At 36.5% G+C, this 24,675-nt stretch carries 23 protein-coding genes and 2 tRNA genes; 24 read left to right on the forward strand and 1 reads right to left on the reverse strand.

Going from position 1 to position 24,675, the window contains the following annotated elements; translation table 11 throughout:
- Nucleotides 1–192 precede the first annotated feature (192 nt).
- Nucleotides 193–2,772 carry a calcium-translocating P-type ATPase, PMCA-type gene (locus EEI45_RS02840; RefSeq protein WP_125164071.1) on the forward strand — a complete coding sequence of 860 codons (2,580 nt, stop codon included), beginning with the start codon at nucleotides 193–195 and terminating at the stop codon, nucleotides 2,770–2,772.
- 123 nt (nucleotides 2,773–2,895) lie between these two features.
- A complete protein-coding gene (locus EEI45_RS02845) occupies nucleotides 2,896–3,744 on the forward strand; it encodes a PRD domain-containing protein (protein ID WP_125164072.1) in 849 nt (282 codons plus the stop codon).
- A 41-nt stretch (nucleotides 3,745–3,785) separates the two neighbouring features.
- On the opposite strand, the gene nagE is transcribed toward EEI45_RS02845, so the two are convergent.
- Nucleotides 3,786–5,222, reverse strand: coding sequence for an N-acetylglucosamine-specific PTS transporter subunit IIBC (nagE, locus tag EEI45_RS02850; protein ID WP_125164073.1), 1,437 nt, complete (start codon nucleotides 5,220–5,222; stop codon nucleotides 3,786–3,788).
- Nucleotides 5,223–5,684: 462 nt separating this feature from the next.
- Between nagE and EEI45_RS09885 the strand changes: the two genes are divergently transcribed.
- From EEI45_RS09885 to EEI45_RS08975, 22 genes are all read left to right on the forward strand, one after another.
- Nucleotides 5,685–5,807, forward strand: a complete 123-nt coding sequence (locus tag EEI45_RS09885) for a hypothetical protein (protein ID WP_267128142.1) — start codon at nucleotides 5,685–5,687, stop codon at nucleotides 5,805–5,807.
- Between the two features lie 63 nt (nucleotides 5,808–5,870).
- Nucleotides 5,871–8,387, forward strand: coding sequence for a sigma 54-interacting transcriptional regulator (locus EEI45_RS02855; protein ID WP_228410479.1), 2,517 nt, complete (start codon nucleotides 5,871–5,873; stop codon nucleotides 8,385–8,387).
- Nucleotides 8,384–9,196: a sugar phosphate isomerase/epimerase family protein gene (locus EEI45_RS02860; RefSeq protein WP_125164074.1), complete on the forward strand. Its 813-nt coding sequence runs from the start codon at nucleotides 8,384–8,386 to the stop codon at nucleotides 9,194–9,196. The genes EEI45_RS02855 and EEI45_RS02860 overlap by 4 nt, the downstream gene beginning before the upstream one ends.
- Nucleotides 9,197–9,610 carry a PTS sugar transporter subunit IIA gene (locus tag EEI45_RS02865; RefSeq protein WP_125164075.1) on the forward strand — a complete coding sequence of 138 codons (414 nt, stop codon included), beginning with the start codon at nucleotides 9,197–9,199 and terminating at the stop codon, nucleotides 9,608–9,610.
- Nucleotides 9,611–9,619: 9 nt separating this feature from the next.
- Nucleotides 9,620–10,072 (forward strand): PTS sugar transporter subunit IIB, encoded by a 453-nt coding sequence (locus EEI45_RS02870; RefSeq protein WP_125164076.1) that lies wholly within the window; start codon nucleotides 9,620–9,622, stop codon nucleotides 10,070–10,072.
- Between the two features lie 26 nt (nucleotides 10,073–10,098).
- Nucleotides 10,099–10,869 carry a PTS mannose/fructose/sorbose/N-acetylgalactosamine transporter subunit IIC gene (locus EEI45_RS02875; RefSeq protein WP_125164077.1) on the forward strand — a complete coding sequence of 257 codons (771 nt, stop codon included), beginning with the start codon at nucleotides 10,099–10,101 and terminating at the stop codon, nucleotides 10,867–10,869.
- Complete coding sequence (locus tag EEI45_RS02880; RefSeq protein ID WP_456073047.1) at nucleotides 10,856–11,680, forward strand: PTS system mannose/fructose/sorbose family transporter subunit IID; 825 nt, start codon at nucleotides 10,856–10,858, stop codon at nucleotides 11,678–11,680. Before EEI45_RS02875 ends, EEI45_RS02880 begins: the two co-directional genes overlap by 14 nt.
- Nucleotides 11,681–11,689: 9 nt before the next feature.
- Nucleotides 11,690–12,685 carry an SIS domain-containing protein gene (locus tag EEI45_RS02885; protein ID WP_125164079.1) on the forward strand — a complete coding sequence of 332 codons (996 nt, stop codon included), beginning with the start codon at nucleotides 11,690–11,692 and terminating at the stop codon, nucleotides 12,683–12,685.
- Between the two features lie 96 nt (nucleotides 12,686–12,781).
- A tRNA-Val gene (locus tag EEI45_RS02890) sits at nucleotides 12,782–12,857 on the forward strand.
- 306 nt (nucleotides 12,858–13,163) lie between these two features.
- Nucleotides 13,164–14,072, forward strand: coding sequence for a hypothetical protein (locus EEI45_RS02895; RefSeq protein WP_228410480.1), 909 nt, complete (start codon nucleotides 13,164–13,166; stop codon nucleotides 14,070–14,072).
- A complete protein-coding gene (locus EEI45_RS02900; protein ID WP_125164081.1) occupies nucleotides 14,059–14,661 on the forward strand; it encodes a hypothetical protein in 603 nt (200 codons plus the stop codon). Before EEI45_RS02895 ends, EEI45_RS02900 begins: the two co-directional genes overlap by 14 nt.
- Nucleotides 14,658–15,347: a hypothetical protein gene (locus EEI45_RS02905; protein ID WP_125164082.1), complete on the forward strand. Its 690-nt coding sequence runs from the start codon at nucleotides 14,658–14,660 to the stop codon at nucleotides 15,345–15,347. Before EEI45_RS02900 ends, EEI45_RS02905 begins: the two co-directional genes overlap by 4 nt.
- Nucleotides 15,334–15,981 carry an ATP-binding cassette domain-containing protein gene (locus EEI45_RS02910; RefSeq protein ID WP_125164083.1) on the forward strand — a complete coding sequence of 216 codons (648 nt, stop codon included), beginning with the start codon at nucleotides 15,334–15,336 and terminating at the stop codon, nucleotides 15,979–15,981. The genes EEI45_RS02905 and EEI45_RS02910 overlap by 14 nt, the downstream gene beginning before the upstream one ends.
- Nucleotides 15,975–16,484, forward strand: a complete 510-nt coding sequence (locus tag EEI45_RS02915) for a hypothetical protein (RefSeq protein WP_125164084.1) — start codon at nucleotides 15,975–15,977, stop codon at nucleotides 16,482–16,484. The genes EEI45_RS02910 and EEI45_RS02915 overlap by 7 nt, the downstream gene beginning before the upstream one ends.
- A gap of 137 nt (nucleotides 16,485–16,621) precedes the next feature.
- Nucleotides 16,622–17,554 carry an alpha/beta hydrolase gene (locus EEI45_RS02920; RefSeq protein ID WP_125164085.1) on the forward strand — a complete coding sequence of 311 codons (933 nt, stop codon included), beginning with the start codon at nucleotides 16,622–16,624 and terminating at the stop codon, nucleotides 17,552–17,554.
- Between the two features lie 67 nt (nucleotides 17,555–17,621).
- Nucleotides 17,622–17,697, forward strand: a tRNA-Arg gene (locus tag EEI45_RS02925).
- 187 nt (nucleotides 17,698–17,884) lie between these two features.
- Nucleotides 17,885–20,011: a bacteriocin transporter gene (locus EEI45_RS02930; RefSeq protein WP_228410481.1), complete on the forward strand. Its 2,127-nt coding sequence runs from the start codon at nucleotides 17,885–17,887 to the stop codon at nucleotides 20,009–20,011.
- Complete coding sequence (locus EEI45_RS02935) at nucleotides 20,012–20,704, forward strand: ATP-binding cassette domain-containing protein (protein ID WP_125164087.1); 693 nt, start codon at nucleotides 20,012–20,014, stop codon at nucleotides 20,702–20,704. It begins immediately after the preceding gene.
- Nucleotides 20,705–20,931: 227 nt separating this feature from the next.
- Nucleotides 20,932–21,969, forward strand: a complete 1,038-nt coding sequence (locus EEI45_RS02940) for a hypothetical protein (protein ID WP_125164088.1) — start codon at nucleotides 20,932–20,934, stop codon at nucleotides 21,967–21,969.
- Complete coding sequence (locus tag EEI45_RS02945; protein ID WP_125164089.1) at nucleotides 21,950–22,804, forward strand: ABC transporter ATP-binding protein; 855 nt, start codon at nucleotides 21,950–21,952, stop codon at nucleotides 22,802–22,804. Before EEI45_RS02940 ends, EEI45_RS02945 begins: the two co-directional genes overlap by 20 nt.
- Entirely contained in the window at nucleotides 22,801–24,315 is a 1,515-nt protein-coding gene (locus EEI45_RS02950; RefSeq protein WP_228410482.1) for a lantibiotic ABC transporter permease, read from the forward strand. The genes EEI45_RS02945 and EEI45_RS02950 overlap by 4 nt, the downstream gene beginning before the upstream one ends.
- A 68-nt stretch (nucleotides 24,316–24,383) precedes the next feature.
- Complete coding sequence (locus EEI45_RS08975) at nucleotides 24,384–24,662, forward strand: hypothetical protein (RefSeq protein ID WP_228410483.1); 279 nt, start codon at nucleotides 24,384–24,386, stop codon at nucleotides 24,660–24,662.
- Nucleotides 24,663–24,675: the final 13 nt, after the last annotated feature.

The raw sequence follows: 24,675 nt of genomic DNA on the forward strand, positions 1-24,675 counted from the left end.
TTTGACACCCATAGGTGCATTTGTTATTATTAATACATAAAGGGAGTAGAAGCCTATTCTTTAGGTCCACAGTTTCGTCAACACGACTTTAGAGTCCGGAACGTGTATAAATTCGAGACTTTATCCAAGTTTTTTAGGCACGGATAGGGTCTTTTTATTTTACTTACTATCCAATGTATAAGGAGGAAGCCTGTGAAAGATACAAAATGGTATGCAAAGTCACTGGAAGAAGTGGCAGCTAAGACGGATATCGTCAACGGATTAACGGATGCGCAAATTGAGGCATCACGTGAGAAATATGGCAAGAATAAATTGGCTGAAGCAAAGGGACGAAGTTTTATGATGCGTCTTTTGGATCAGTTTAAAGATGTAACAATTATTTTACTTGTTGCAGCTTTAATAAGTGGTATTGTAGGGGAACATGCTGATGCGATTTTAATTTTCGCAATCGTTGCATTGAACGCACTTATTGGAATGATTCAAGAAGATAAAGCTGAGAAGTCTCTTAAAGCACTTCAAGATATGTCTACTCCAACCGCAAAAGTAATACGAGGTGGAGAAGAACAAACTATTAATTCTAATGATGTAGTTGTTGGAGATTTGGTTGTAATGGATGCAGGGGATTTAGTTCCTGCCGATTTACGTATTGTTCAATCGAATTCTTTAACAGTACAAGAAGCATCATTAACGGGAGAATCTGTACCTGTTGAAAAACATGCAGATGTTGTCTGTGCTGAATATGCGGTCTTGGGAGACCGTAAAAATATGGCATATTCATCTGGTATGGTGAGTTATGGTCGTGGGCAAGGTGTTGTCGTTGCTGTCGGTATGGATACCGAAGTAGGTAAGATTGCGACAATGCTAACTGAAACAAAATCAGATCCGACACCGCTTCAACAACAATTAAATCAACTGGGTAGAATCCTGGGTGTTGGAGCGATTATTGCATGTGGAATTATTCTCCTTGTTGGTGTATTGAATAATCATGATTTCTTACAAATGTTCTTAACAGCTGTTTCTCTAGCGGTTGCAGTTGTTCCTGAAAGTTTACCAGCTGTGGCTACAATTGTCTTAGCGCTTGGTGTTCAACGTTTAGTTGAACGTCATGCAATCGTTCGTAATTTACCATCCGTTGAAACGCTTGGGTCCGCAACTGTTATTTGTTCCGATAAAACGGGAACCTTAACACAGAACGTGATGACGGTAAAAGAGCATTGGACTGAGAGTGACGTAAATGAATTATCACGTGGTTTATTACTTTGTAATGATGCACGTAAGGTCGATGGAAATTGGCTTGGAGACCCAACTGAGACAGCACTATCTGCATGGGCAGAAGCGCTTGATCTTGATGCTGTTGGCTTGATTCAAAAGCATACACGATTAAATGAGGTTCCTTTTGATTCAGGACGTAAACGTATGAGTACGATCAATGATATTGATGGTGATGCTACGGTATTTGTAAAAGGTGGCGTTGATGAAGTTCTTGCCGTTGTAACGCAGTATCAAGATGAAAAAGGTATACGTGCTATTACGCAAAAAGATATTGAACGCATTCAAAAACATAATCAAGAAATGGGTGTTAAGGCACTTCGTGTTCTTGCACTTGCTAAGAAATCTGTTTCAAATACGGATCTGGAAGCAACAGAAATTGAAAGTGAACTTACTTTTGTTGGTTTGGTAGGGATGATTGATCCTCCACGTCCCGAAGTAACAGAAGCTATCAAAACAAGTAAAAAAGCAGGTATTCGTGTTGTAATGATTACCGGTGACCATGCTGTTACTGCATCCGCAATTGGTCGTGAAATTGGACTGATTGAAGATGGACAACGTGTTATCTCTGGAAAAGAATTGGATGCAATGACAGATGATGAATTGTTTGAAAAAGTTCAACATATTGGCGTGTATGCACGTGTTTCTCCAGAACATAAAATGCGTATCATTTCCGCTTGGAAACGTCATGGCGATATTGTGGCGATGACAGGAGATGGTGTTAACGATGCTCCTGCTTTAAAACGTGCTGATATTGGTGCTGCAATGGGTATTGTTGGTACAGAAGTTGCTAAAGGTGCAGCGGACATGGTTCTTACAGATGATAACTTCGCAACAGTGGTAACCGCTATTGGAGAAGGTCGTCGTATTAAAGATAATATTATGAAGGCAATCTCATACTTACTATCATGTAATGTTGGAGAATTGTTACTGTTATTAATTGCCGTACTTCTTGACTGGGATGCACCCCTTCTACCAATTCACTTATTATGGATTAACCTTGTAACCGATAGTCTTCCAGCATTAGCGCTTGGTGTTGATGGTGCAGAAGATGGTATTATGGAACGTCAACCGGATCGTACAAGCTCACTCATCAGTAAATCAATGCTTTGGCGAATTGGGTACCAAGGTGCTGTTGTAGGGAGCGTTGCACTCTTTGCTTACATGTACGGTGCAGGGCGTCTATGGGCAGTTGGAGATACTGAAACTGGAACGACAATGGCATTTATCGTATTAGCATTCTCACAATTAATCCATTCCTACAGCATTCATTCAAGTGAAAAATCAGTATTCACATCATTCTGGAAAAATAAATACCTTATCATGGCAACGCTCATTAATGGGCTCATGATTCTTGCGGTATTATTCATTCCGGTTCTCAATGATTTATTTAAACTTGGAACATTAGATGCTCATCATTGGATGATTGTTGTGATGTTGATGTTTGTACCAATGATTATTGTTGAAATTATGAAACTACTTAAACTTAACGGTAAACATTAATTAAATTGAATAACCAAAGAGAGGAATAACCTCTCTTTTTTTATCACGATAAGACGAGTTTCACCTTTAAATAGAAGGGTCTATGTTATAATAGGCTTATAAAAAAGGGGATGGGTTTTTGATATGCACATAACGAAAATCTTTAATAATAACTGTGTCGCTACATTTATCGATGGAGAAGATATGGTTGTTACGGGTTCAGGAATCGGTTTCCAACATAAAATAGGGGACGAAATTGATGCTGCGCGCATCGAAAAAATGTTTAAAGTGGTAAGTGATAGCCAAGACGACTTTGAACAACTACTTAATAAAATACCAGTGGATTATTTTGAAGCGACGCGGGCCATCGTAGAATATGCACATTCTGTTTTGGATATATCACTGAGTGATACGATCAACGTGGCACTTACAGATCATATCTATTATGCAGTACTCAGATCGAAAGAGGATGTGGAATTACCAGGACTGTTTACAGAAGAGATTAAAATGTATTATCCTGATGAATTTAAAGTAGGTACATGGGTTTTGAATTATATTAATAAACTGTTTGAGGTTTCTTTGCCTCAAGATGAAATTGGGTACCTTGTCATTCATATTGTGAATGCAAGTAATGGAAATATATCGCACCAAGCTCAAAATACTATGATGTTTTTAAAGGATGTTATGGCGATTGTTCAGAGTGAGTTGGGTATAAAGATGAATACCAGTCAACCTGCGTATACACGTCTAGCAACCCACTTAAAATATCTTGCACAGCGAATTATTGGCAATCCAAGTTCCAGTCATCCATTTGATGAAAGTATAGGTGAACTCAATTTATTTATTGCGGCGAAGCTAAAAAAGTATAACGATTGTGTCGCGAAGATTAATCAATACGTCAATACACGATTCGATTATGAACTCTCGATGGATGAGCGCATGTATCTTGCCATACATCTATACCAAATTATGAAGCATGAAAAAAACCGGTAGCGATACCGGTTTTTTTATAGAGTAGGATAATACGTATACGATTATTTGATTAAATTTTTGAATTCATCGGCTACGAACTGAACGTTTGTACCAACGATAACTTGGAGACTGCTTCCACCGGGTCTTACAATACCAGCAGCACCGGTTCCTTTGATGGCTTTCTCGTCAACGTTTCCTGTGTCAAAGAGTTCAAGACGTAAGCGTGTTGTACAGTAGTCAATGCTCTTAACGTTCTCTTTACCACCAAGTGCATTAAGAATAACTTCAGCTTGGTGTGCAAATTTACTGTCGGTTGAAGCAAGCACTGAATCATCAAGTAGGACTTCTTCACGACCTGGTGTTTTAATATTAAACTTAACAATTAAGAAGCGGAAGAGTACATAATAAATTGCGAAGTATGCAATTCCAAATACAACGATCATATAAGGCTTGTTTGCAAGTGGTAGACGTGAGCTTAAGAATAAGTCAACAAATCCAGCACTAAATCCAAATCCTGCCGTCCATCCAAAGGATGAAACAATAAATAATGAAAGTCCCGTAAGGATTGCATGCACTAAGTATAATGCAGGCGCAACAAACATAAATGAGAATTCAATTGGTTCTGTTACCCCTGTAAAGAATGCTGAGAAACCTGCTGAAAGCATAAGTGATCCCACAACTTTTTTATTTTCAGGTTTTGCCGATTGATACATTGCAAGACCAGCACCACAGAGTCCAAACATCATAACTGGGAAGAAACCAGCTTGATACATTCCGGTAATACCTTTAACACCGGTACCACCCCAGAAGTTTCCAATATCGTTAATACCAATTGTGTCAAACCAGAATACGGAGTTTAAAGCGTGGTGTAATCCTGTAGGGATTAAGAGACGGTTGAAGAAACCGAATAAACCTGCTCCAAGAGGACCCATCGCAGAAATTGCGGTACCAAAGGATACAAGTCCACCATAAACGATTGGCCAGATATAGAGTAATGCAATGGAGATTGGCATCATCACAACTGCAGTCATAATTGGTGCCAAGCGTTTACCACTAAAGAATGCGAGTGCGGTTGGGAGTTCTGTTTTGGAGAATTTGTTGTACATTAATGCTCCAACTACCCCAGAAATAATACCGATAAAGGCATTATCAATTTTTCCAAATGCAGCATTCACGGCTTCAGGTGCAATCCCTTTTAAGTTTGCAACGGAACCCACAGAGAGTAATGTGGTAATCATTAAGAAACCAACAAGACCACTTAAGGAAGCAGCCCCATCTTTATCATTTGATAATCCATAAGCAATCCCTACCGCAAAGATAATTGGTAGTTTTTCAATGATTGCTTTACCCGATCCAATTAAGAAAGCGGCAAGAACACTGTTAGCTCCCCATCCAACAGGGTCAATCCAATAACCAATACCCATTAATAAACTTGCAGCCGGTAATACCGCTACTGGAAGCATTAGGGCACGGCCTAATTTCTGTAAATGTTTCATCATATAAGTCACTTCTCCTTTTCTATATGATTTAGAAATTGTTGCTTGAAGATATAAAAAGACCTACAAAAATAGCGTATCGCCATATTTGTAGGTCTTGCCTTCTTCAGTAACAATCCTATCTTACAAGCACATATTAGCACGAGGTGTAACCGCTGTCAATAAAAAGTGAAAGAAATGTGTGTCTTTATGTGATAAGTGGTAAATGAGGATATGATGAGACATTTATGGAATCCGTCGATTTAAATTCGGCGTGTGGTACTCTAAGGGTATCAACGCATATTTCGACACTATCCCCACAATATCGGTTATTACCGACAAATAAGTGTCGAACCATGCGTTCAGTGTTAGAACATCATGGATTTTAAGTGTTTTTGTCGAAGAATGATGAAACTAAAGACGAAATCTCATCCCCTTCGTACAATAGAGACAGTTAAAGTCACCATTGAAAAAGAAGGAGTATCTATGAATACAAAAGAACAAATTTATCAGTATCTTGTTTTCGAAACACAAATTCTACTCGATCATGACTTTTCCTTACTCACAACCGCAGTGATTTCAGAATCGTTACACTTAAGCCGTTCCTGAGTATCGCAATACTTAAATGAATTGTTTCAGGAAGGGCTCTTAATTAAGGTATCGTCACGACCGGTGTATTACTTTGATAAACACGAATTTGAGAAGCGCTATCGTGTTCAAAATGTATCGCGTGAGTATTTAAGTGTTAAAGCGCTCATGGATGAAATACAGAGTTCGGAAGGGTATGATTCCTTCCAAGATTTAATTGGTTTTGATGGATCATTAAGTCACATCGTTCAACAAATTAAGTCAGCCCTGCTTTATCCAGGCCGTGGATTGCCGATTGTATTGTTTGGAAAACGCGGAAGTGGTAAGACGTATTTATCGCGTATGATTCATAAATTTTGTGTGGAACATGACTTAATTCAAACAGGACAAAGCGTTTACCATCTAAAATTTACTGATCCGCAATGTGATTATGAACGCCTGCTTTTTGGGGATGAAACACAAAGTGGTTTGTTGGAACAAAAAGAAATTGGTGTGCTCTATCTTGAACATGCAGATCGAATGCGTCCAGACATCCAATACCAAGTATCCAATGTCATTAAAGATGGCTATTACACCAAAAACCACAAGGTTGTGAAGGTTCATTGTCGCTTGGTTTTTGGAACCTCTTATAATCCGGAAGATGCCTTTGATTATTCGTTACTTCAAAGTCTTCCAATTATATGTAAGATTCCGCACTTTGATCAACGTGGAACTCAGGAAAAGGAACACTTCATCCTGAAATTCTTTAAGCAAGAACAACAAAAACTCGGCTTAAAAATATTTATTTCATACAAGCTGTTAGAAGCATTGCTTCAACTCAAATTTGATGAAGACATTCATGAGTTAAAAAAATGCATCACGCGCATCTGCGCAACAGCCCTGGAATCAGCGCAACAAGGTGTCATGCATTGTCACTTATATCATTTACCAGAAGATAAATTGAACTACAGCATCTCAAATGAACAAGATATGAAGCAGCTTATTGAAATTGATACGTATGTCATTCATGAATCAACGGATAAGATCGTGCATTTATTTAAAAATATCTTAAAAGCGTTTAACGGTTTCCAAAGCAATCAGCTATCGTATCGTGAGATGTTAGAACAAGATTTTGAGTCCATGCGTAATTATTATGATTTGATGATTTTTGATCAATCGTATAGCCTTCAAAAAGTATATGGACTTGAGAAAATTATTGATGATGTGCTTGAAGATGTGAAACAAAAAAACAAAATCAACATTCCCAGCAATTGCAGTTTTGTCTTATCACGGGTTTTGTTGTCAACATCACATGAAAAAATAAAACTTGATCGATGGACGTATAAACATCGTAACGATATCAATGCTTTATTAGAGTTCCTAAAAGAAGAAATGTATGACATTTTCATGATTTCAAATGAGATTTCAAAGATGGTATACCAAGCTTTAGAGTTAAAGCTTAATGATTTCAATCTAATCTTTCTAATCCTAAATATTTATTTCTATAACGACAACATTAAACACAAAGATACGGCAGCCGTGATTGTATCACATGGATACTCGACGGCAAGCAGTATTGCGGATGCTGCCAATCAATTGTTAGAGGAACATATCTTTGATGCCTTTGATATGCCACTGGATAGTAGCAGTGAAGAAATCATTATGAAGGTGAATGACTATATCGCCTTAAATCCGTATTACAAGAATTTGATTTTATTGGTCGATATGGGATCGTTGGAATTAATTGGGGATCGCATTCTTAAAGATTTAAATGTTGGTGTCATTAATAATAGTTCAACGGCAATTGCCTTGCATATTGGTTCAATGGTTCGTCAAGAATATCCACTGGAAGAAATCTTAGCGAAAGCTTCGAAACAAGCCGTAACCAAGTATAAAATCTTGAATCGTGCAGAGAAAACAAAAGCCATGGTCTTTGTAAGTGATGCAACGGTATCCGTTGCAGATCGGAGGGTCAACCTCTTTAAACAGTCCTTGCCTAAATCCATTGATCTTCGTTTTATTCGGTATGACTTTAAAGAATTATTAACAAATGGTTTAAAGGATCCTTTATTTGATAAGTTTGAAGTGATGTTGATGGTGAAACCACACTCATTACCGCTGGATTCGATTCGCAGTGTAAGTTTGGAGGATATTGTCAGTTTTAAAGATATTTCCATTGTGGATAAGGCCTTGGAAGATTATCTGGATGCAGATGAGATTGAGGTGTTTAACCGGAATCTGCTTAAAAACTTTTCACTTCAAAATGTGATGCAGAATCTAACCATTTTAAATGCAAACAAACTTTTGAACTTTGTCAGTGATTCCACATCTCATTTAGAACGCAAGATGCAAAAGACATTCCAAAGTAAGACGATTGTCGGTATTTATATTCATGTCTGCTTTTTGATCGAACGTCTGGTAACTAAAACAGCTATTGACGACTATAAGGACGTGAAACGCTTTGAACATGACCACCAAGCCTTTATTCGTGATGTGAATGATAGTTTTGGCCCTATGCTCGAACATTATAATGTCATGTTCCCGGTATCAGAGATTGCACTCCTTTATGACTATATTGAAAATGATAAAAATAGAGAGCATGGAGAGGATGATTCATTTTGAAACTATCAGCAATGAACAGTCACTATCGATATTATAGTTTGAATACATTTTTTAAAACCATTTCAAGTCTAGGCTTTGATGCATGTGAGATATGGACCAGTCCACATCACTTCTTTGTCGATTACCAACAGTATGATGATCCTTTTGCACTTAAAACCCATGCAGAGCATTTTGGGTTAGAGATTATCGCAATCTGTCCAGAACAGACAAATCCAAAGCCCCATAACATGGCGACAGGATCTCTTGAACAACAAAATCGTGTGTATGCTTACTTCCGTAATATGATTGATATTGCGCATACAGTCGGTGCGAAACTGGTGGTAGTAACAAGTGGTTGGGCATTTTATGACGAACCCCTAGAAGCAGCCTATCAACGCAGTGTCGCAATGATGCGAAGATTGTGTATTTATGCGCAAGATAAAGGAATTCTTCTTGCCATTGAGGCATTACAGCCTTATGAATCACGCTTGGTGAATACCGTTCAAGATTTGAAAGCATATCAAGATGCTGTGGCGTGTGCAAACTTAAAAATTTGTCTGGACCTTGGGGCAATGACCCAGGCTGAAGAAACAATTGATGATTACTTTAATGTTTTTAAAGAAGATATTGTTCATGTGCATTTTGTGGATTCAGGACATTGTGCATGGGGGGATGGACAACGAAACATGCAGGAAGATCTTACAAAATTTAATCAATATAAGTATCAAGGTTATTATTCGCTGGAAACAGCCAAACAATGTTATGAAACAAAACCAGGTGATGCGGATTTACAAAGTTTAACGAAATATAAAGAACAGGGAGGGATCTAAATGAAACACTATATTATCGCAAGTCATAAACACCTGGCCGAAGGATTCTACAGTGCCGTCAAAGCCATTGTCGGAGATGTGGATTCCGTTCATATTATTTCCGCCTACGTTGATCATCATGATCTCACACAAGAAATTATGATGTGCTTCGAGGGAATCCCCCTTGAAGATGATTTGGTGGTCATGACGGATATTTATGGCGGAAGTGTCAATACAGAGTTTGTGAAGTTATTGGGGAGCCGTGATTTCCATCTCATTGCCGGCGTTAACCTAGCGCTTATTATTTCAATCATGGTTGAAATTCAAGGCCCCATAACGCGTGAAGAACTTATAGAAAAGATCGAAGAGTGTCGTATGTCATTACGATATTGTAATGACGGTCTTGTTGGAATGGACGTCGAAGAAGAATTTTAGGAGGAACTTATGATTGTATTATGTCGTGTTGACCATCGTCTCTTACATGGACAAGTTGCATTCTCTTGGACCAATGCCCTTGGTGCAGACTGTATCTTGATTGCAGATGATGATGTCGTTTCCGATGATATTTGGAAGACCACATTGAAACTGGCAAAACCAGCCAATGTTAAGTTAGTCATAAAGAATGTTGAAGATGCAATAAACGCATTAAACAGTGGCGTTACAGATAAGTATCAGCTGTTAATTGTCGTACGGACCATTGACGTTGCGTATAAGCTTGCGCAAGCATGTCCACAGATTCAATCCATTAACCTTGGTGGAACGAAAAAAGAAGGTGATGATGAACAAATCAGTAAAGCCATCTTTGTCAGTGAAACCGATAAGAAATTGTTGAAGGAATTAATGGATGCTGGAAAAGAAGTAGAAATACGGATGTTATCCACGACTCAAAGCAGGTAGTAAAACTATAAAAGGAGGAAGAATTCATGTTACAAGCAATATTGATTGGTTTAGTAGCGGCATTGGGTGTCTTCGGGGATCAACTGGGATCACTGTATATTAATCGCCCAATTATTCTTGGACCCATTGTTGGACTTATCTTAGGAGATGTTCAACAAGGTGTTATTATTGGTGCTACTTTAGAATTATTCTTTATGGGGGCCGTGTCAATTGGTGCCTATATTCCACCGAATGTAATTGTTGGTGGGACACTGGCTACAGCGTTTGCAATCTCGATGGGATCTGGAACCGAAGCAGCGATTGCGCTTGCTATGCCACTTGCATTAATCTCACTTGCAATTGGAAATATCTTTAACGTTGTCAATTCCTTTATCCTACGCATTGCTGATAAATCGGCAGAGGCAGGTAGTGTTGGTGGTATTAAAACAGCACACTGGAGTATTGGGATGATTACAGTGGTCCGTCGTTTCTTGTTAGTATGCCTAGGATTTTACTTCGGTGCTGAAGCAATGTCTAATGTTATTGCAGCAATACCAGAACAAATTATTGCCGGTATGGATGCAGCTGCGGGACTTCTTCCTGCGCTTGGATTTGCGATGTTAATGCGTATGATTTTAAACAAGAAACTTGTACCATTTTATTTCTTAGGATTTGTTTTATCTGCTTATCTCAATGTACCGGTATTAGGGATTGCGATTATCGGTGTCATTATTGTAATTGAAAAATTTGACTTCTTAGGGGGCTTTAGACAAGCACCGGCAGGATTAAATGTGGAGGACGATGATGATGACTTCTAACAACAGTGTAATTACCAAACAAGACATTACCAAGATGGCCTTCAATGCTGGAAGTTTAGGCATGGAGTTTTCTTGGAACTATGAACGTCAGATGCATCTTGCATTTGGCATGATGATGGATCCAACCCTTAAAAAAATTTATAAGGATGATCAAGAAGGGTATGCGGAAGCGTTACAACGTCATATTGAATTCTTTAATATTACACCCCAATTAGCACCATTTGTTGGTGGTATTGTGTGCTCGATGGAAGAGAAACATAAAGATGGAGAGGTCGATGCAACGGCGATTAGTGCGATGAAAACGGCGTTAATGGGACCCTTATCTGGAATTGGAGACTCGATCTTTGTAGGGTGTATTCGAGTTATTGCATTAGGTGTTGGTTTATCACTTGCGATTAGTGGGAATATCCTTGGACCCATCGCTTACTTTTTAATCTATAACATTCCTGCTTTCTTAGCACGTTATTTTGGAGCACATCTCGGTTACAATATTGGTTTTAATTATCTTGAGAAAATGCAACAAAGTGGTGTGATGGATAAAGTTCTTGCGGCAGCAGGTATCTTAGGGATCATGGTTATTGGTGGTATGTCGAAAGAAATGGTTTATACAGGATTGGCCTTACAAATTGGTACCGGAGAAACGGCACAACCCTTCCAAGAAATATTGGATGGGATTATACCAGGACTTGTCGGTCTAGGAACAACATGGCTTTATTATTGGTTACTTAAGAAAAAAGTAAATCCCCTTATTCTTATTGTTGGGACGATGGTAGTAGGTATTGCTGGTGTTTATTTAGGAATCTTTGGATAGGAGAAACGTATGTTAAAATTTGATAAAGAAAAGCAATTAGCGAGTTTTAAAGGGGGATTAGCCCTTCGACCTGAAATTGAAAAGGTTGCCGATGCAATTCATGATAAAGGTTATAACGGTATTTATTTTGTAGGGATTGGAGGAACTTATGCTTCTGCACTCCAAGTTGCTCATCACGTAAAAGAGATGAGTACACTGCCAATTTATGTGGAACATGCAGCGGAATACTTAGTAACCGGGAATAAGAACATTACAAAAGATTCAATTATCGTTTATTCTTCTGTAACTGGGACAACACAAGAGGTTGTGGCCGCGGTTAAGGTTTTAAAAGAAGTTGGGTGTACGATTGTCGCATTCGTCGATGAACCCAATTCAATCCTTGCGGAATTGGGTGATTACACCATCTCTTACGGTCTGAATGAACAACTTAAGTTCTTTATGTTTATGGATCGTTTAATGCAACGTAAGGGTGATTTTGATGATTATGAAGCAATGTATCAAGAATTTGATCAATACTTACCTGAAGCACTTGTTGATGTGGAAATCAAAGCCGATGCATTTGGGGAAGCTTATGCGAAACGTCATCACGATGATGCCATGCATTACTTTGTGGGTGCAGGGAATCAATGGTGTGCAACGTACTCCTATGCAATGTGTTATTGGGAAGAACAACATTGGCTTCCTACAAAATCAATTACAGCACCTGAATTCTTCCATGGTATGTTTGAGATTGTAGAACGCGACACCCCTGTAACGATCTTCGTAGGAGAAGATACATCTCGTCCATTATCAACACGTGTTGTCGATTTTATTCCGCGTATATGCGCAAACTATGAAGTCATTGATAGTAAAGATTATGAACTGAAAGGGATCAGTGAAAAATATCGCGGTCACATTTGTCATCTTGTAATGATGGCGGTTAACCGTCGTATTGATGCTCATATTGAGAAAATAAACTGTCATCCTACAGAAATTCGTCGTTATTACCGACAATTGGATTATTAAGCGAAAACCCACTTTAAACAAGTGGGTTTTCTTTCTTAAATTTTCAGTTCAAACGCATTGTTATTCGCTTATACATATGTTAGACTTATCTTCCATGGAGGTTTAGCTCAGTTGGGAGAGCATCTGCCTTACAAGCAGAGGGTCAGCGGTTCGAGCCCGTTAACCTCCACCATTTTTATTCTGGATCACCCACGACGAGGGTGGTTTTTTTATGCTTTCTCATCTGTGGATTTTGAGTGTGGGGAATGCGTCTAATTTCAGGGCAAATAAAATTAGAAGACAAGGAAATCCAAGAACAGTTTAACTCAAAATTAAATGCACCTTTGTAGGTTTATTTTTGACTTACGGCTCCTTTTATGACTATAATGAAACCGCTAAGCTTTTGTTTTTTAGAAAAACATGAGTAAACTCGGTAATAAATAGCGCATCATTTTTTGGGGAAATGGATGCAAATAGAATTTGGATAAGTGGGTGGGGAATGTTTATTAAGAGAAGAAATGAATTTCGGTATTATGTTTTGCTTTTTTGTGTATCACTATTTTTATTTGGCTTTATGTTCTTAAATGAATTGGATATCTATCAAATCATCGTTTCGTATTTCCAAAATAGTAACGAAAGTTTATTTAATTCTGATGTCGGGATATTCTTCTCAGACAGCAGTGAGATCACATTTATCAAATATACTTCAATTGAACTCCATAATGCATTGAAGTATTCAAGTTTTGAAGCGAGCTTAACAAGGGCTCTGTCACTTTTCCAAATCGTGGTTCCTTTACTTGCTTCATTTGCGGGATTAATAATGTATCATAACCAAACCAGTTGTAATGTTTTAAAATCATACCGTGTAAAAAAATATCGTAACTTTATTCGCAATGAACAGTTAAGAATCGCGATAAGCGTGGCGGGTTCAATTTTTAGCGCATACGTTTTATATTACCTAATCATTCTATTTATAAGTGGAGGACGATTTGACGCATACACAATTCACACATATTTATTTTTAGATGTACTTGGAAATAAGTTTTACTATCAACACCTCAAGTTTTATTATTTTTTACTGGGGATTGTAAAGTATTTACTCATTCCATTTGTTTTAGCTTATTTATCAACATCGATTGCGCTCTTCTCAACTAAAAAGAGTACGGTGGTGTTTGGGCTCTTAATTTATTATTTTGGTCTCTCGGTTCTTATGTTTCCTCTGGTTTCTGTGGGAACAATTGATAAGTTTCCAATTGCCATGTTGTTTGCGCCATCCACTATTTTTTCTATTAGTGATTACAATACAGCGCCCACAATACTGCTTTTTATCACAAACTCAATGCCCCTTATTTTAGGTTATGTATTATTTAACCATAAGACGCGAGGTAAGCATCTTGAGATTAGTTAGAAAAGCAGCATTTGCAGGCTATATCATGTATATTAGCTTTATATTTTTGATCGGTAATGCAGCTTCATTCCAAAATCTTTTCAATGATATATATTTTGTTATTGGTACGATTGTCTTGTACTTTTCGATTTATATAAAAGAATATTGTGAGATGATGACGGTACATCGATATGGATCAAAAATAAATTTTGCTTTAAAAACAATTGGGAACGCTGTGTATCATGCTTCAGTGCTTTATTTTATTTTAGTTCTATTTTATCTAATCCTATCGATCTATTTTTATTCGGGTTTCGATTTTTATTATTTTCTGAAAATAATGGTGCTGGTGGTAGTGTTAGGGATATCGGAAGTGCTCGTAAAACTTTTACGTCTTGGCTCAAAGTTACCCATAACAAGTATTGTAGAATTTCTGTTAATTCTTTCCTCTACAAGTTACTATATGCCAATATTGGATAATCCCATGAATCCGTTCTACATTTTTTATCATTTAGAAGGCTTAAATTGTGGGGTGATTATTTTAAACTATCTACCCTATGTATTCTTGTTGATGTTAGTTTTCTACTTAAAAATGGAGGATTTAGAATTATGACAGTATTGATTTATTTTATCACCTTGATACTTGGAATTATAATCTCTTTACTCCAAATGTTCCCAGGCCCGCATGGAGTCATAACATTGAGTGATCTTATGAATGTATTATATTTAAACTTTAATAGTTTTCCTTTGTACGGAATTGATCAAGCAAGCATTCAAAATGTCATTGTGTTTACGTTAATTACAATTACATTAATGAATACCGTTTTAAGGGAATTTAAAGACTTACAATCATTTTATGGTCTCTTACTTTATCGGAAGAATATAATCACTTCTTATACAGTTCTAGCGAAGTATCATGTTTTGAATGCAATTAAGATGATGGTCATGACCTTTTTATTTTTTGTTTTCATGACTTTAGTCTATAAAAGTACATTAACTACAATGCTTGTAACCATATTTTATCTCACCCGATTAACAACTTTAATGCTAGCGATTGGACTGTTATTTGAAGCAATCAGTATCCGGTTCAGTGAGAATTTGGTTACATCAATTTTTCCATATTTTATGATTATGATTATGATATCAATTGATTATTACAGTTCAATAAGTATTGTTTCTTTTGTTGGTGAATTAGAACTTGAATTGATGCGAATGATTTTAGCTTTCGTATTTGTTTTAATTGCCTTCGGAGGTTCCATACTTATTTTAAAAAGGAGTATTTATTATGATTCAATTTAATGGCGTTTCTAAAAAGTTTAAAGACCTACTTCTTTTTGAAGATGTCAATATTAATATAAGAGAAGGCAAAAAGACCGCCATCGTTGGTCCAAACGGTAGTGGTAAGAGTGTGTTATTGAAACTCATCGTCGGCTACTCTGCCCCAACATTAGGGAGTATTGTGATTGATGGGAAGAAATTGCAGCAGGATATCGATTTTGTACCCAATGGCGGTGTAAGTATTAATGCGCCAGAGTTTATTGGTTCATTAACAGGACTTGAAAACCTTCGTGAAATTGCACGCATTCGAAGATGTGTGAAAGAAGCGGATATTATCCTTCTCGCTAAAAAGGTTAATTTTGAAGCGGAGTTATCTAAGAAATATAAAACGTATTCCTTAGGAATGAAACAAAAAATGAGATTGATTCAAGCTTTAATGGAACGTCCTGATTACTTAATCCTTGATGAACCCTTTGATGGACTGGATCGATTAAGTAAAAAAATTGTGATAGAAATGTTGGATGCATATGTTGAAGAAACAGGATGTACCCTTGTTTTTACCAATCATGGGGAAGAAGTTTTTGAAATTGCCGATGTTGTATATGAAATTGATGATAAAAAACTAAGACTCATCAAAGGGGAATCGGAATGTTAATGAAAAGACGGGTTCTCATTTTTTCGTTACTTATAACACTCATTCTTGTTGGATGTACACATCAAGAAGAACCGACATTGTCATTAAATGAAGAAGTGTTAAAGGAAATTAGAAATTCCTCATTTATTTTTAATGATAACTATAAAGATCCGGTAATTAAATCCTATTCCGATCGTTATACTCAATATTATTTATCGCTTGGCGATCACAATAACGCCACAATTTATCAAGTAGTAATGGATAGCGAGGAAGATGAAATTCTTGAAATTGTAAAATCTGAAGAAGTGCCATTGATTGAGAAGCCAGGTTTTGGATACTATTTTGAGGCTGAATACAATGATACAAGTTATGAATCAGATTTTATCTACCTCGATTTTGATCGTCATTTTTTAAGAGTGTGTATTTTAGAGTCAAATCCGAGTGATTATCCAGCCACCGACATCCACGCTTACGGTCAAAATTTTTATCTAGAACCAACCGCTTTAGATTTTTTAGATCAATAATGCATTGTTTTAATTGATTTGAATCCTGAAATTTTTCACAGAACCTGTTGTTAAGGTTCTGTTTTTTATAGATTTACAAACTTAATAATCTATGTTATTCTTTTATTGCTTTGAATATCAAAGTATATGAGGTGACAATGAAACATTTAAAAAAACTAATAATCGTTGCGGGTATATTGGTGGTACTGCTTGGTTTTGCGGGTGGGTACTTCTTTAAACTTGCATTGATACCGGGGGAGAAAGATTTTATAGACGCGGATGTGAAAGCTATATGGAAGCCCGATCAAGAATGGTTAAAATCGGTGAATAAAACGTCTCAAGAACTTGTCAGTGATTCCGGTTTGAAACTTAAAGCGTGGTATGTTCCTGCGAAAGCAGAAACGAAAGATACAATATTAGTTGCACACGGTTATGGCAATAACAAAGACCGTGTGGGTCATTATATCCGACTGTTCCATGAGATGGGATTTAATGTGCTCGCACCGGATGCACGATCACATGGTGAAAGTGAGGGAAACCTTATTGGATTTGGTTGGCCAGAGCGATTTGATATTGAAGCTTGGGTCCAAAAAATCATAAATCAAAATGGTGAAGATTCTCGAATCGCATTATTTGGTCTTAGTATGGGAGCATCAACGGTAATGATGGCAAGTGGTCTTGATCTCCCAGACAATGTCATGGCTGTTATTGAAGATTGCGGTTATACCAGTGTTGCAGATCAACTGTCTTATAAACTCAAAGATATGTATAATCTACCCGCCTTTCCAATGATTCCAATTACAAATATGATTACGCAAGTCAAAGCAGGCTTTAATTTCTATGAAGCATCTGCAGTCGAGTCTTTAAAACGAAGCACGTTGCCTACGTTATTCATTCATGGGGATGCAGATGACTTTGTACCTTATGAGATGTTGGATACCTTATACCAAGCACATCCTGGTCCCAAAGAAAAGATCGTAATAAAAGTTGCAAATCATGCAGAGAGTTATGAAAAAGATCCTGTATATTACAAAAAATCCATTGAGTCATTTCTGACTCGTTATTTAACTCAAACACCAAATAATTCTTAACCTTAAAGAATGAAATACGGTCTTTTTAAAATATCAATTCTATGGTATTATATCCATGCATTGATATGCGTCCGTGGCGCAAGGGATAGCGCGTTTGATTCCGGTTCAAAAGGTTGCAGGTTCGATTCCTGTCGGGCGTGCCAATTTATAATTAATTAAGAGTCTCAAGATATTATCTTGAGACTTTTTTCTTTCTTTGAAATCATTAGGTTCTTCAGCTTTAGAGGGATTAATCTACACATAACTATAATATGAATAGGTGTGCGTTTATGGTACATTTAAGGAAAGGGGGGCCGTCTTATCAAAAAAATAAATAGGATTTTTACGATATTGTTAGCAATCTTAATTACTACAAGCAGTTTTCAAGTATTCAATTATGAGTACCAGGTAGAACTTGGGATTTTAGGTGCGGACCAAATTCATAGAGAGCATTTAAAACCTTACTATATTAATATTACTCCGAGTGAAGTGAATCGTTCGATTGATGATTTGATCGAAGACGTTAGAACTTTTAGTGAAAGATACAAATATAATGTTGCGATTACAACTTCAGAGGATGACTATTCCAATCAAGAAAATGGCTACTTTTATTTTATAAGTGGTAATGAATCGAACCTCTTAAGCCACATTATTGTGAAAGAGGGGAGATTAAAGGAAAGTTTTTTTATTAATGACGATTGGGTTATATCTAATAATCACCTCAAAAAACCAAGTTATTTAATTGATTATCTGGATAATCGTTTCTATGATTTTGATTCAACTTATAAAGATTCCATTTCAATCTATCCCTTGTCCAAAATAGAAGAATACTATCCATCAAGTGGTATTCAAACTTTAGTTACAATTTTTGTTGACGAATATTCAACTCAGATACAAGAGATAATTTTTGATTATTTTCAAGTTTATAATTATATGAATGGCCCTTCCGGATTTTTTGTAGCTGAGTTAGGACAAATGAATAATGTAAGTGTGGATAGAGAATTACAGCCGGCTACGGTTGTTGCTGTTATCGGTGTTCTTATGTTAATGGTACTTACTGTACTAAAAAATGGTAAGGAAATCGGGATACGTTATTTGCAAGGACAGTCAACAATACAAATTATAAAAAAATTATTTTTAAAAGACATTATAGGTCTATCAATTCTATTCGTTTTTACGATTTTTTGTACAGCTTTTGTCATCTCGGATTCTTATGGAACGTTACTATTTAAGTTTTTAGTAAAACTGATTCCATTTGTTCTTATTTATGTTTTTAGTATCTTAGGATGTTTGTTCATTACATATTTTTTGGTTGTTAAACGAACGTCTAATGAAATTTTAAAATCGAGTATGTCAATTGTAGCGATCTATGTACTAACACTTATTTTGAAAGGTCTCTCCATAGTTATTCTTCTTATTCCTATTTTTACTCGAATTCAAAGCATTGAATACAAACAGGGGCATATAAATTCATTGACAGAAAATCCAATGGTTTTAAATTCTAAGCGCATTGCTTATGCATCAAAATCTCCTGTGGATAAAGATTATAAGGACTATGAGAAAGCTTTGTTTGAGCTTGTAAGTCAAAATGATATTGCATACGCAAACCATGATGCATATGATTTCTACCTCACCGTGCTAAAACATGATCAATACAAGAATATTGAATTATCAATGGATGAATATGTACCACCATCTGTTCACATTAATAATGCTTATTTAGATTATGTCAGTATCACTGACGAAACAAATCGAATGTTAAATCCTAAAATGTTATCAAAAGATAAAAATTATATCTTGGTTTATAAGGAACGAGCTAATACGTATTATACTTACTTAGAGCCATATATGAGTAACTATGAAATTCTTTATATTCAACCAAATTCAACTTATGTATCCGCCAATAGAACGATAGCCATTCCATCAGGGACCATAAATGATCCTATTTACTTTGTAGACAATGTTTACTCAAGAGGGATTGATAACTTTACTGTGAGCTTGTTATACAACGGAGAAACCAATAGCCTTACAAATATCTTGGAACGTATGGATCAAGATTATGATGCGAGCTATAAAGTTGTGAAATCGCGAGATGTCTATGAATTAAGTATTTTTGAAGTGAAAAATGATTATTTAGTTTGTTTGCAATTGATTGGACTGTATTTTTTAATACTCCTAATAATAAACTATACATCAATTAAAATCTATGTTGATGGCTATAGCAAAAAAATTGCCATTAGATATCTCAACGGGACGAATTATTACAATCGCTATGCAGTGCTCATTAACGGATCAGTCTTTTCAACAATTGCTGCCTTTACATATCTTCTCTACCAGGCTTCAGGAGACAAAGCAATTGCTGCGGTATTATTAGGAATCTTAATCGCGACATTAATGTTGGAATGGATCACCATTAAGGTGAGCATAAGAAAATATGAATCGACGGAAGTGTCTACAATTTTAAAAGGAGATGACTAAATGGAATCAATTATAAAGTTAGAAGGGATTTCTAAACAGTTTAACGATATACCAATCTTAACTGAAATTAATCTAGAAATGCCATCTCATGAAGTTATTGTAATCTCAGGCCCATCAGGAAGTGGTAAAAGTACATTATTAAATATTATTGGACTCCTGGATACGCCAGACGAAGGCACAGTGACCTTGTTTGGAAAAGCAAATCCTAAACCGTTTTCTAAAGAAGCAACGGCATTATTACGCACAAAAATCGGTTATCTTTTTCAAAATTTTGCGCTCGTCGAGAACAAATCCGTCGAGTATAATCTAATGTTAGCCTTAGAGAACGTTAAGCTAAAGAACAAAAAAGAAAAGGTGAGTGAGGTCCTAAAAAAAGTAGGTCTCGATGGATTTAAAGATAAAATTGTTTATCAATGTTCCGGGGGAGAACAACAGCGTATCGCACTTGCACGAATCCTTTTAAAACCTTGTGAACTTGTCTTGTGTGACGAGCCGACAGGGAGTTTAGATGAGCGAAACAGAGATAAAATCATAGAATTATTGATGATGTTGAAGGATGAAGGGAAGACAGTGGTGATTGTTACTCATGATTCCTATCTTATGACACTGGCAGATACACACTTAGTCTTAGAAAGTAATGATGGTGAACCAGGTTTTTCAATCAATAAAAAATCCGGGACGATATCATTTTGAAGTGGCATGGAATCTAATAAGACCTTCAATTTAAAGTGATTAATAATAGTGTTCGTGAAAAAATCTCGAGAATTGAACTTGAGATTTTTTTTGTGGATATAAATCAAGAGTGAATCGGGTGGATGAATACGCTGTTTTTGACTTCGTGTTAAAAATATTTAGATAGCGTTTACATTTTATTAATGAATGCTATTATAGAGTTAGAAAGAACGTACCAAGGGGGAACTATGTTCAAAATAAAAAAGCTTTTATGCGTGGGATTATTGCTTCCGTTATCTGGTTGTGGGACAACTTTAGGTTCAGATTCAATTCAGATTCAGCCATTTGATTTATCAACGCCTTTAATCGAATCATCCATTGCTAAAACGGATCACGATGTGTATTTTGTCGAGAATGCATCGCTTTATTACTATAATATCAACCGACAAAAAGTAGCACGATTAACCGGGATGTCCTTTGCGGATGACCAAGAAGTTGAAAATGATCGGATATCCTATACACGCTACTTTGAGAGTTTTGTGCAAGATAGCGACTTAATTTATTATGGGGATTATCTTTATGGACTTTTCGCGCGAATGAGTGCTGAGGGTGGAAGTGCTTATTCGCTTGGACGCTTGAATCGCAAAGGGGAAGCTTATGAAGAAGTTCTCCGCTTTGAAACCTTACCGCTTCGTTTTCGAATTGATTCAGGCTTCATCTATGTTCTTTTTGAAGATGAAGTAACCGGGGGATCCATTATTGAAGTTTATGACCATCATTTTAAACTAATTGAACGTAATCTGTATCCTGAATCCATACAGACATATCAATTCTTCATTGATAAAGGGCAATTGAGAATTCCAGAAGAACCGTTGACCGTTTATGAAGATGAGACCATGCGACTTTATTATGAGATCCATCGGACAACGGATGATTCAAACACTTCTTTAGAAAATGCTCGCGTGACGGCAGTTTTTTCAAAGGGTGATTACGAAATTAGACTTGATAATAAAATTATTATGTATGCAAATAAAGATTATTTCTATACTTCAAGTCTTGATGGCATACAAGCATATGAACAGTATGATCATAATGGAACGTTGATCAGTAGCGTAGTACACGCTGAGACAATCACATCACGCGGACCGGAGAGCGCGATGTTTACGCGTAGTGATTTTTCACTGATGTTACGCGTCGTGGATGATCGTTATGTTTTCGGGAAATCACAGGAAGCTCACTTTATATGCGATTTGGCGATGAAGGAGTGTGATTATCTTGTTAAATAGGTTGGAAGTAAGGAATTTAAATAAGGCTTATGGCGCTACGAAAGCTGTGAATAATCTTAGCTTTGATATGGAGAACGGGATTTATGGGCTTGTTGGGCATAATGGTGCAGGGAAGAGTACTTTAATTAAAATACTTGCAACCTTGATGAAAGCAGATTCGGGAACAATATCTTTTAATGGAGAATTGATAAAAGATTACACCGTATTTCGAAGTCTTTTGGGTTATATGCCTCAAAATCAACCGTTACCTGCACAGATGACTGTCGAGCATTTTCTCTTCTATATCGCATCCCTAAAGGCGATTCCAAATGATTTAGCGAGATTGCGGATTGAAGATCTTTTGACGCGTTTTAATTTGGAAACAAAGAAACATCATAAACTAAGTTCTCTTTCCGGTGGGATGAAACAACGGGTCTTGCTTGCGCAAGCGATGTTGAATGATCCCGCAGTTTTAATCTTGGATGAACCAACCGCAGGTCTTGATCCTGTTGAACGGAGCAATCTAAGAAATGTAATCATGGAACTTTCTGGTGATAAAATTGTTTTGATTGCAACGCATATTATATCCGATATCGAATATATAGCCGATAAAATAATGCTTCTTCAAAAAGGAAATATCATTGCATTTGATACACCGGATAAACTTATTTTAAAGATGCGTGTCTTTGAATCCACGCTATCTTTTGAGGCGTATAAACGTTTCGCTCAAGAACATAAAATTATCAATAGCATTCGCATTGGGGAACAGGTAAGAATTCGCCACTTTAGTGATGGCATTGAAGGGATAAAGGTTAATCCAACAATCGAGGATCTTTACCTGTACGCACTATCATGATCCATCTTGAACTCAAAAATCTAAAAATGCGCATGAATTTTCGAATGCTCGTGGCGATTGTTTTAGCCTTTGTCTCTTTAAATATGGTTTATTTGAAATCTACAGGTGCGTATGATGCACTTTATAAGGAATATTCTAAACATACCGACTTGTTCACAAATGATTCAGTAGATGATGCCACAATGTATTTTGAAGAACAGATTAAATACATATCGGGTTATCATGAAAACATTGATCAAGAGCTTCAAGAAATCAATGACAAACGTGAGACGGGCCTTTTTGAAGATCCCAAAGATGTTCATAAATTGAATAAGGAACATGATTTTTATGAGAAGCTCAAACTTGAACCCGTTGAATTTATAAACATCCAACGCCATGAACTAATTTTACGCAGTCCAACGCCTAAGATTGTGATGCTGCTCTTTGGTTTTTATTTACTCTCCTTACTTTTTGGAGAAGATCTTTTAGAAGGGACACTTGAGATTTATCAGCCAACACAAAGAGGTCTTTCAAAATTATTTCGTTCAAAAATGGTGGTACTAACGGGGTTACTCTTCGTTGTGATGGTCCTTCTAATATTATTTGATGGGTTTAGATTTGGGTTTTCAAAGGCATCCATTCGCAGCATTCCCTATTTCAAACATGTTTGGCTTATGGGAAGTGTGTTTCACTATTCAATGTTTAGGTATATCTCAATTTTTGTAGTGACCCTAATGCTTTTACTGTTAACTTTAATTTTTATGACCCTTACGCGAAATACACTTCTTACAGTAATCGCAGGATTAAGTGTTTTCTTTGCTCAAGGCATGCAATATGCAATGATTCCGATTCATTCAAAATATGGCTTCCTTAAGTTTTATAATATTTACTATATGGTTGTCCAAGATAAAGGCGATTTCCCTTATAATTTACTTCTTTTTAGTGTAGTTCTGACTGGGATTTTGGGCATTGTTTCATATGGGTGCTACGTAAAACGTGGACCAATTCGTAAGCATAAGGGGGCGGGGATTCCGATTCGAAGTACACATCGAATTGTACATAGCATGTATCAACTTTGGATAAGTTCTTATGGGTTAATAATTCTTGTTTTTGTACTAATTTTTGGTATCTATAATATTAAAACCTTTTCGATTAGTACGACGTCAAATGAACAGTCTTATCAACTTTATAAACAAAATTATCTTGGCCCCATTGATGATTCAAGTATGATAAGACATAACCAAGCACTTGCGATAATTCAAGAAGCTGTAAGAGAAAAAGAAAAGATTCAAATAATGATTGAACGGGAACCTGAGCGCGCTCATGATCTCTACGTAGAGCATGATGCGGTATTTAAACGTGCCCATGAAATTTCAAATGCACTCCGATTTGATGAAGAACTGAAGCAGGCACAGATGTTGGGTGTTGATACCATGATTGATAATCGTGGTGCCTCAGTCATCGTTATGAAGAACCAAGTCTTCTATCGTCTTATCTTTATGGGTGTATTATTGGTCCCAATGTTTTCTTAGGCTATCAGCAATACCACCTTATCTATGATCGCCGTAATGAAGGGTTTATTCATGTAAGTAAAACGGGAATGAAAAACTATCGAAAGACCCATAGATATTCACTCGTGATTTATTCAATGATGATGAGTTTCACAATGATTGCGATGCATATTCTAAAAATTACCAAAGTCTTAAATGTAGATTTTTCAAATACAATGAAAGACCTCCTCATTACATCGATTCCGGTCACGTTAAAAACAGGCGTTGTTTTAGTGTGGGTTATGTTGACGCTCATGAGTTATGGTATCGGACGCATTGGAAATCTAATGTATTTAATCCAAAGGAATGTATTTAATGATAGCCTTTAAGTGATTTATAATC

This window comes from Erysipelothrix piscisicarius (assembly GCF_003931795.1).
GTDB classification, from domain to species: Bacteria; Bacillota_I; Bacilli_A; order Erysipelotrichales; family Erysipelotrichaceae; genus Erysipelothrix; species Erysipelothrix piscisicarius.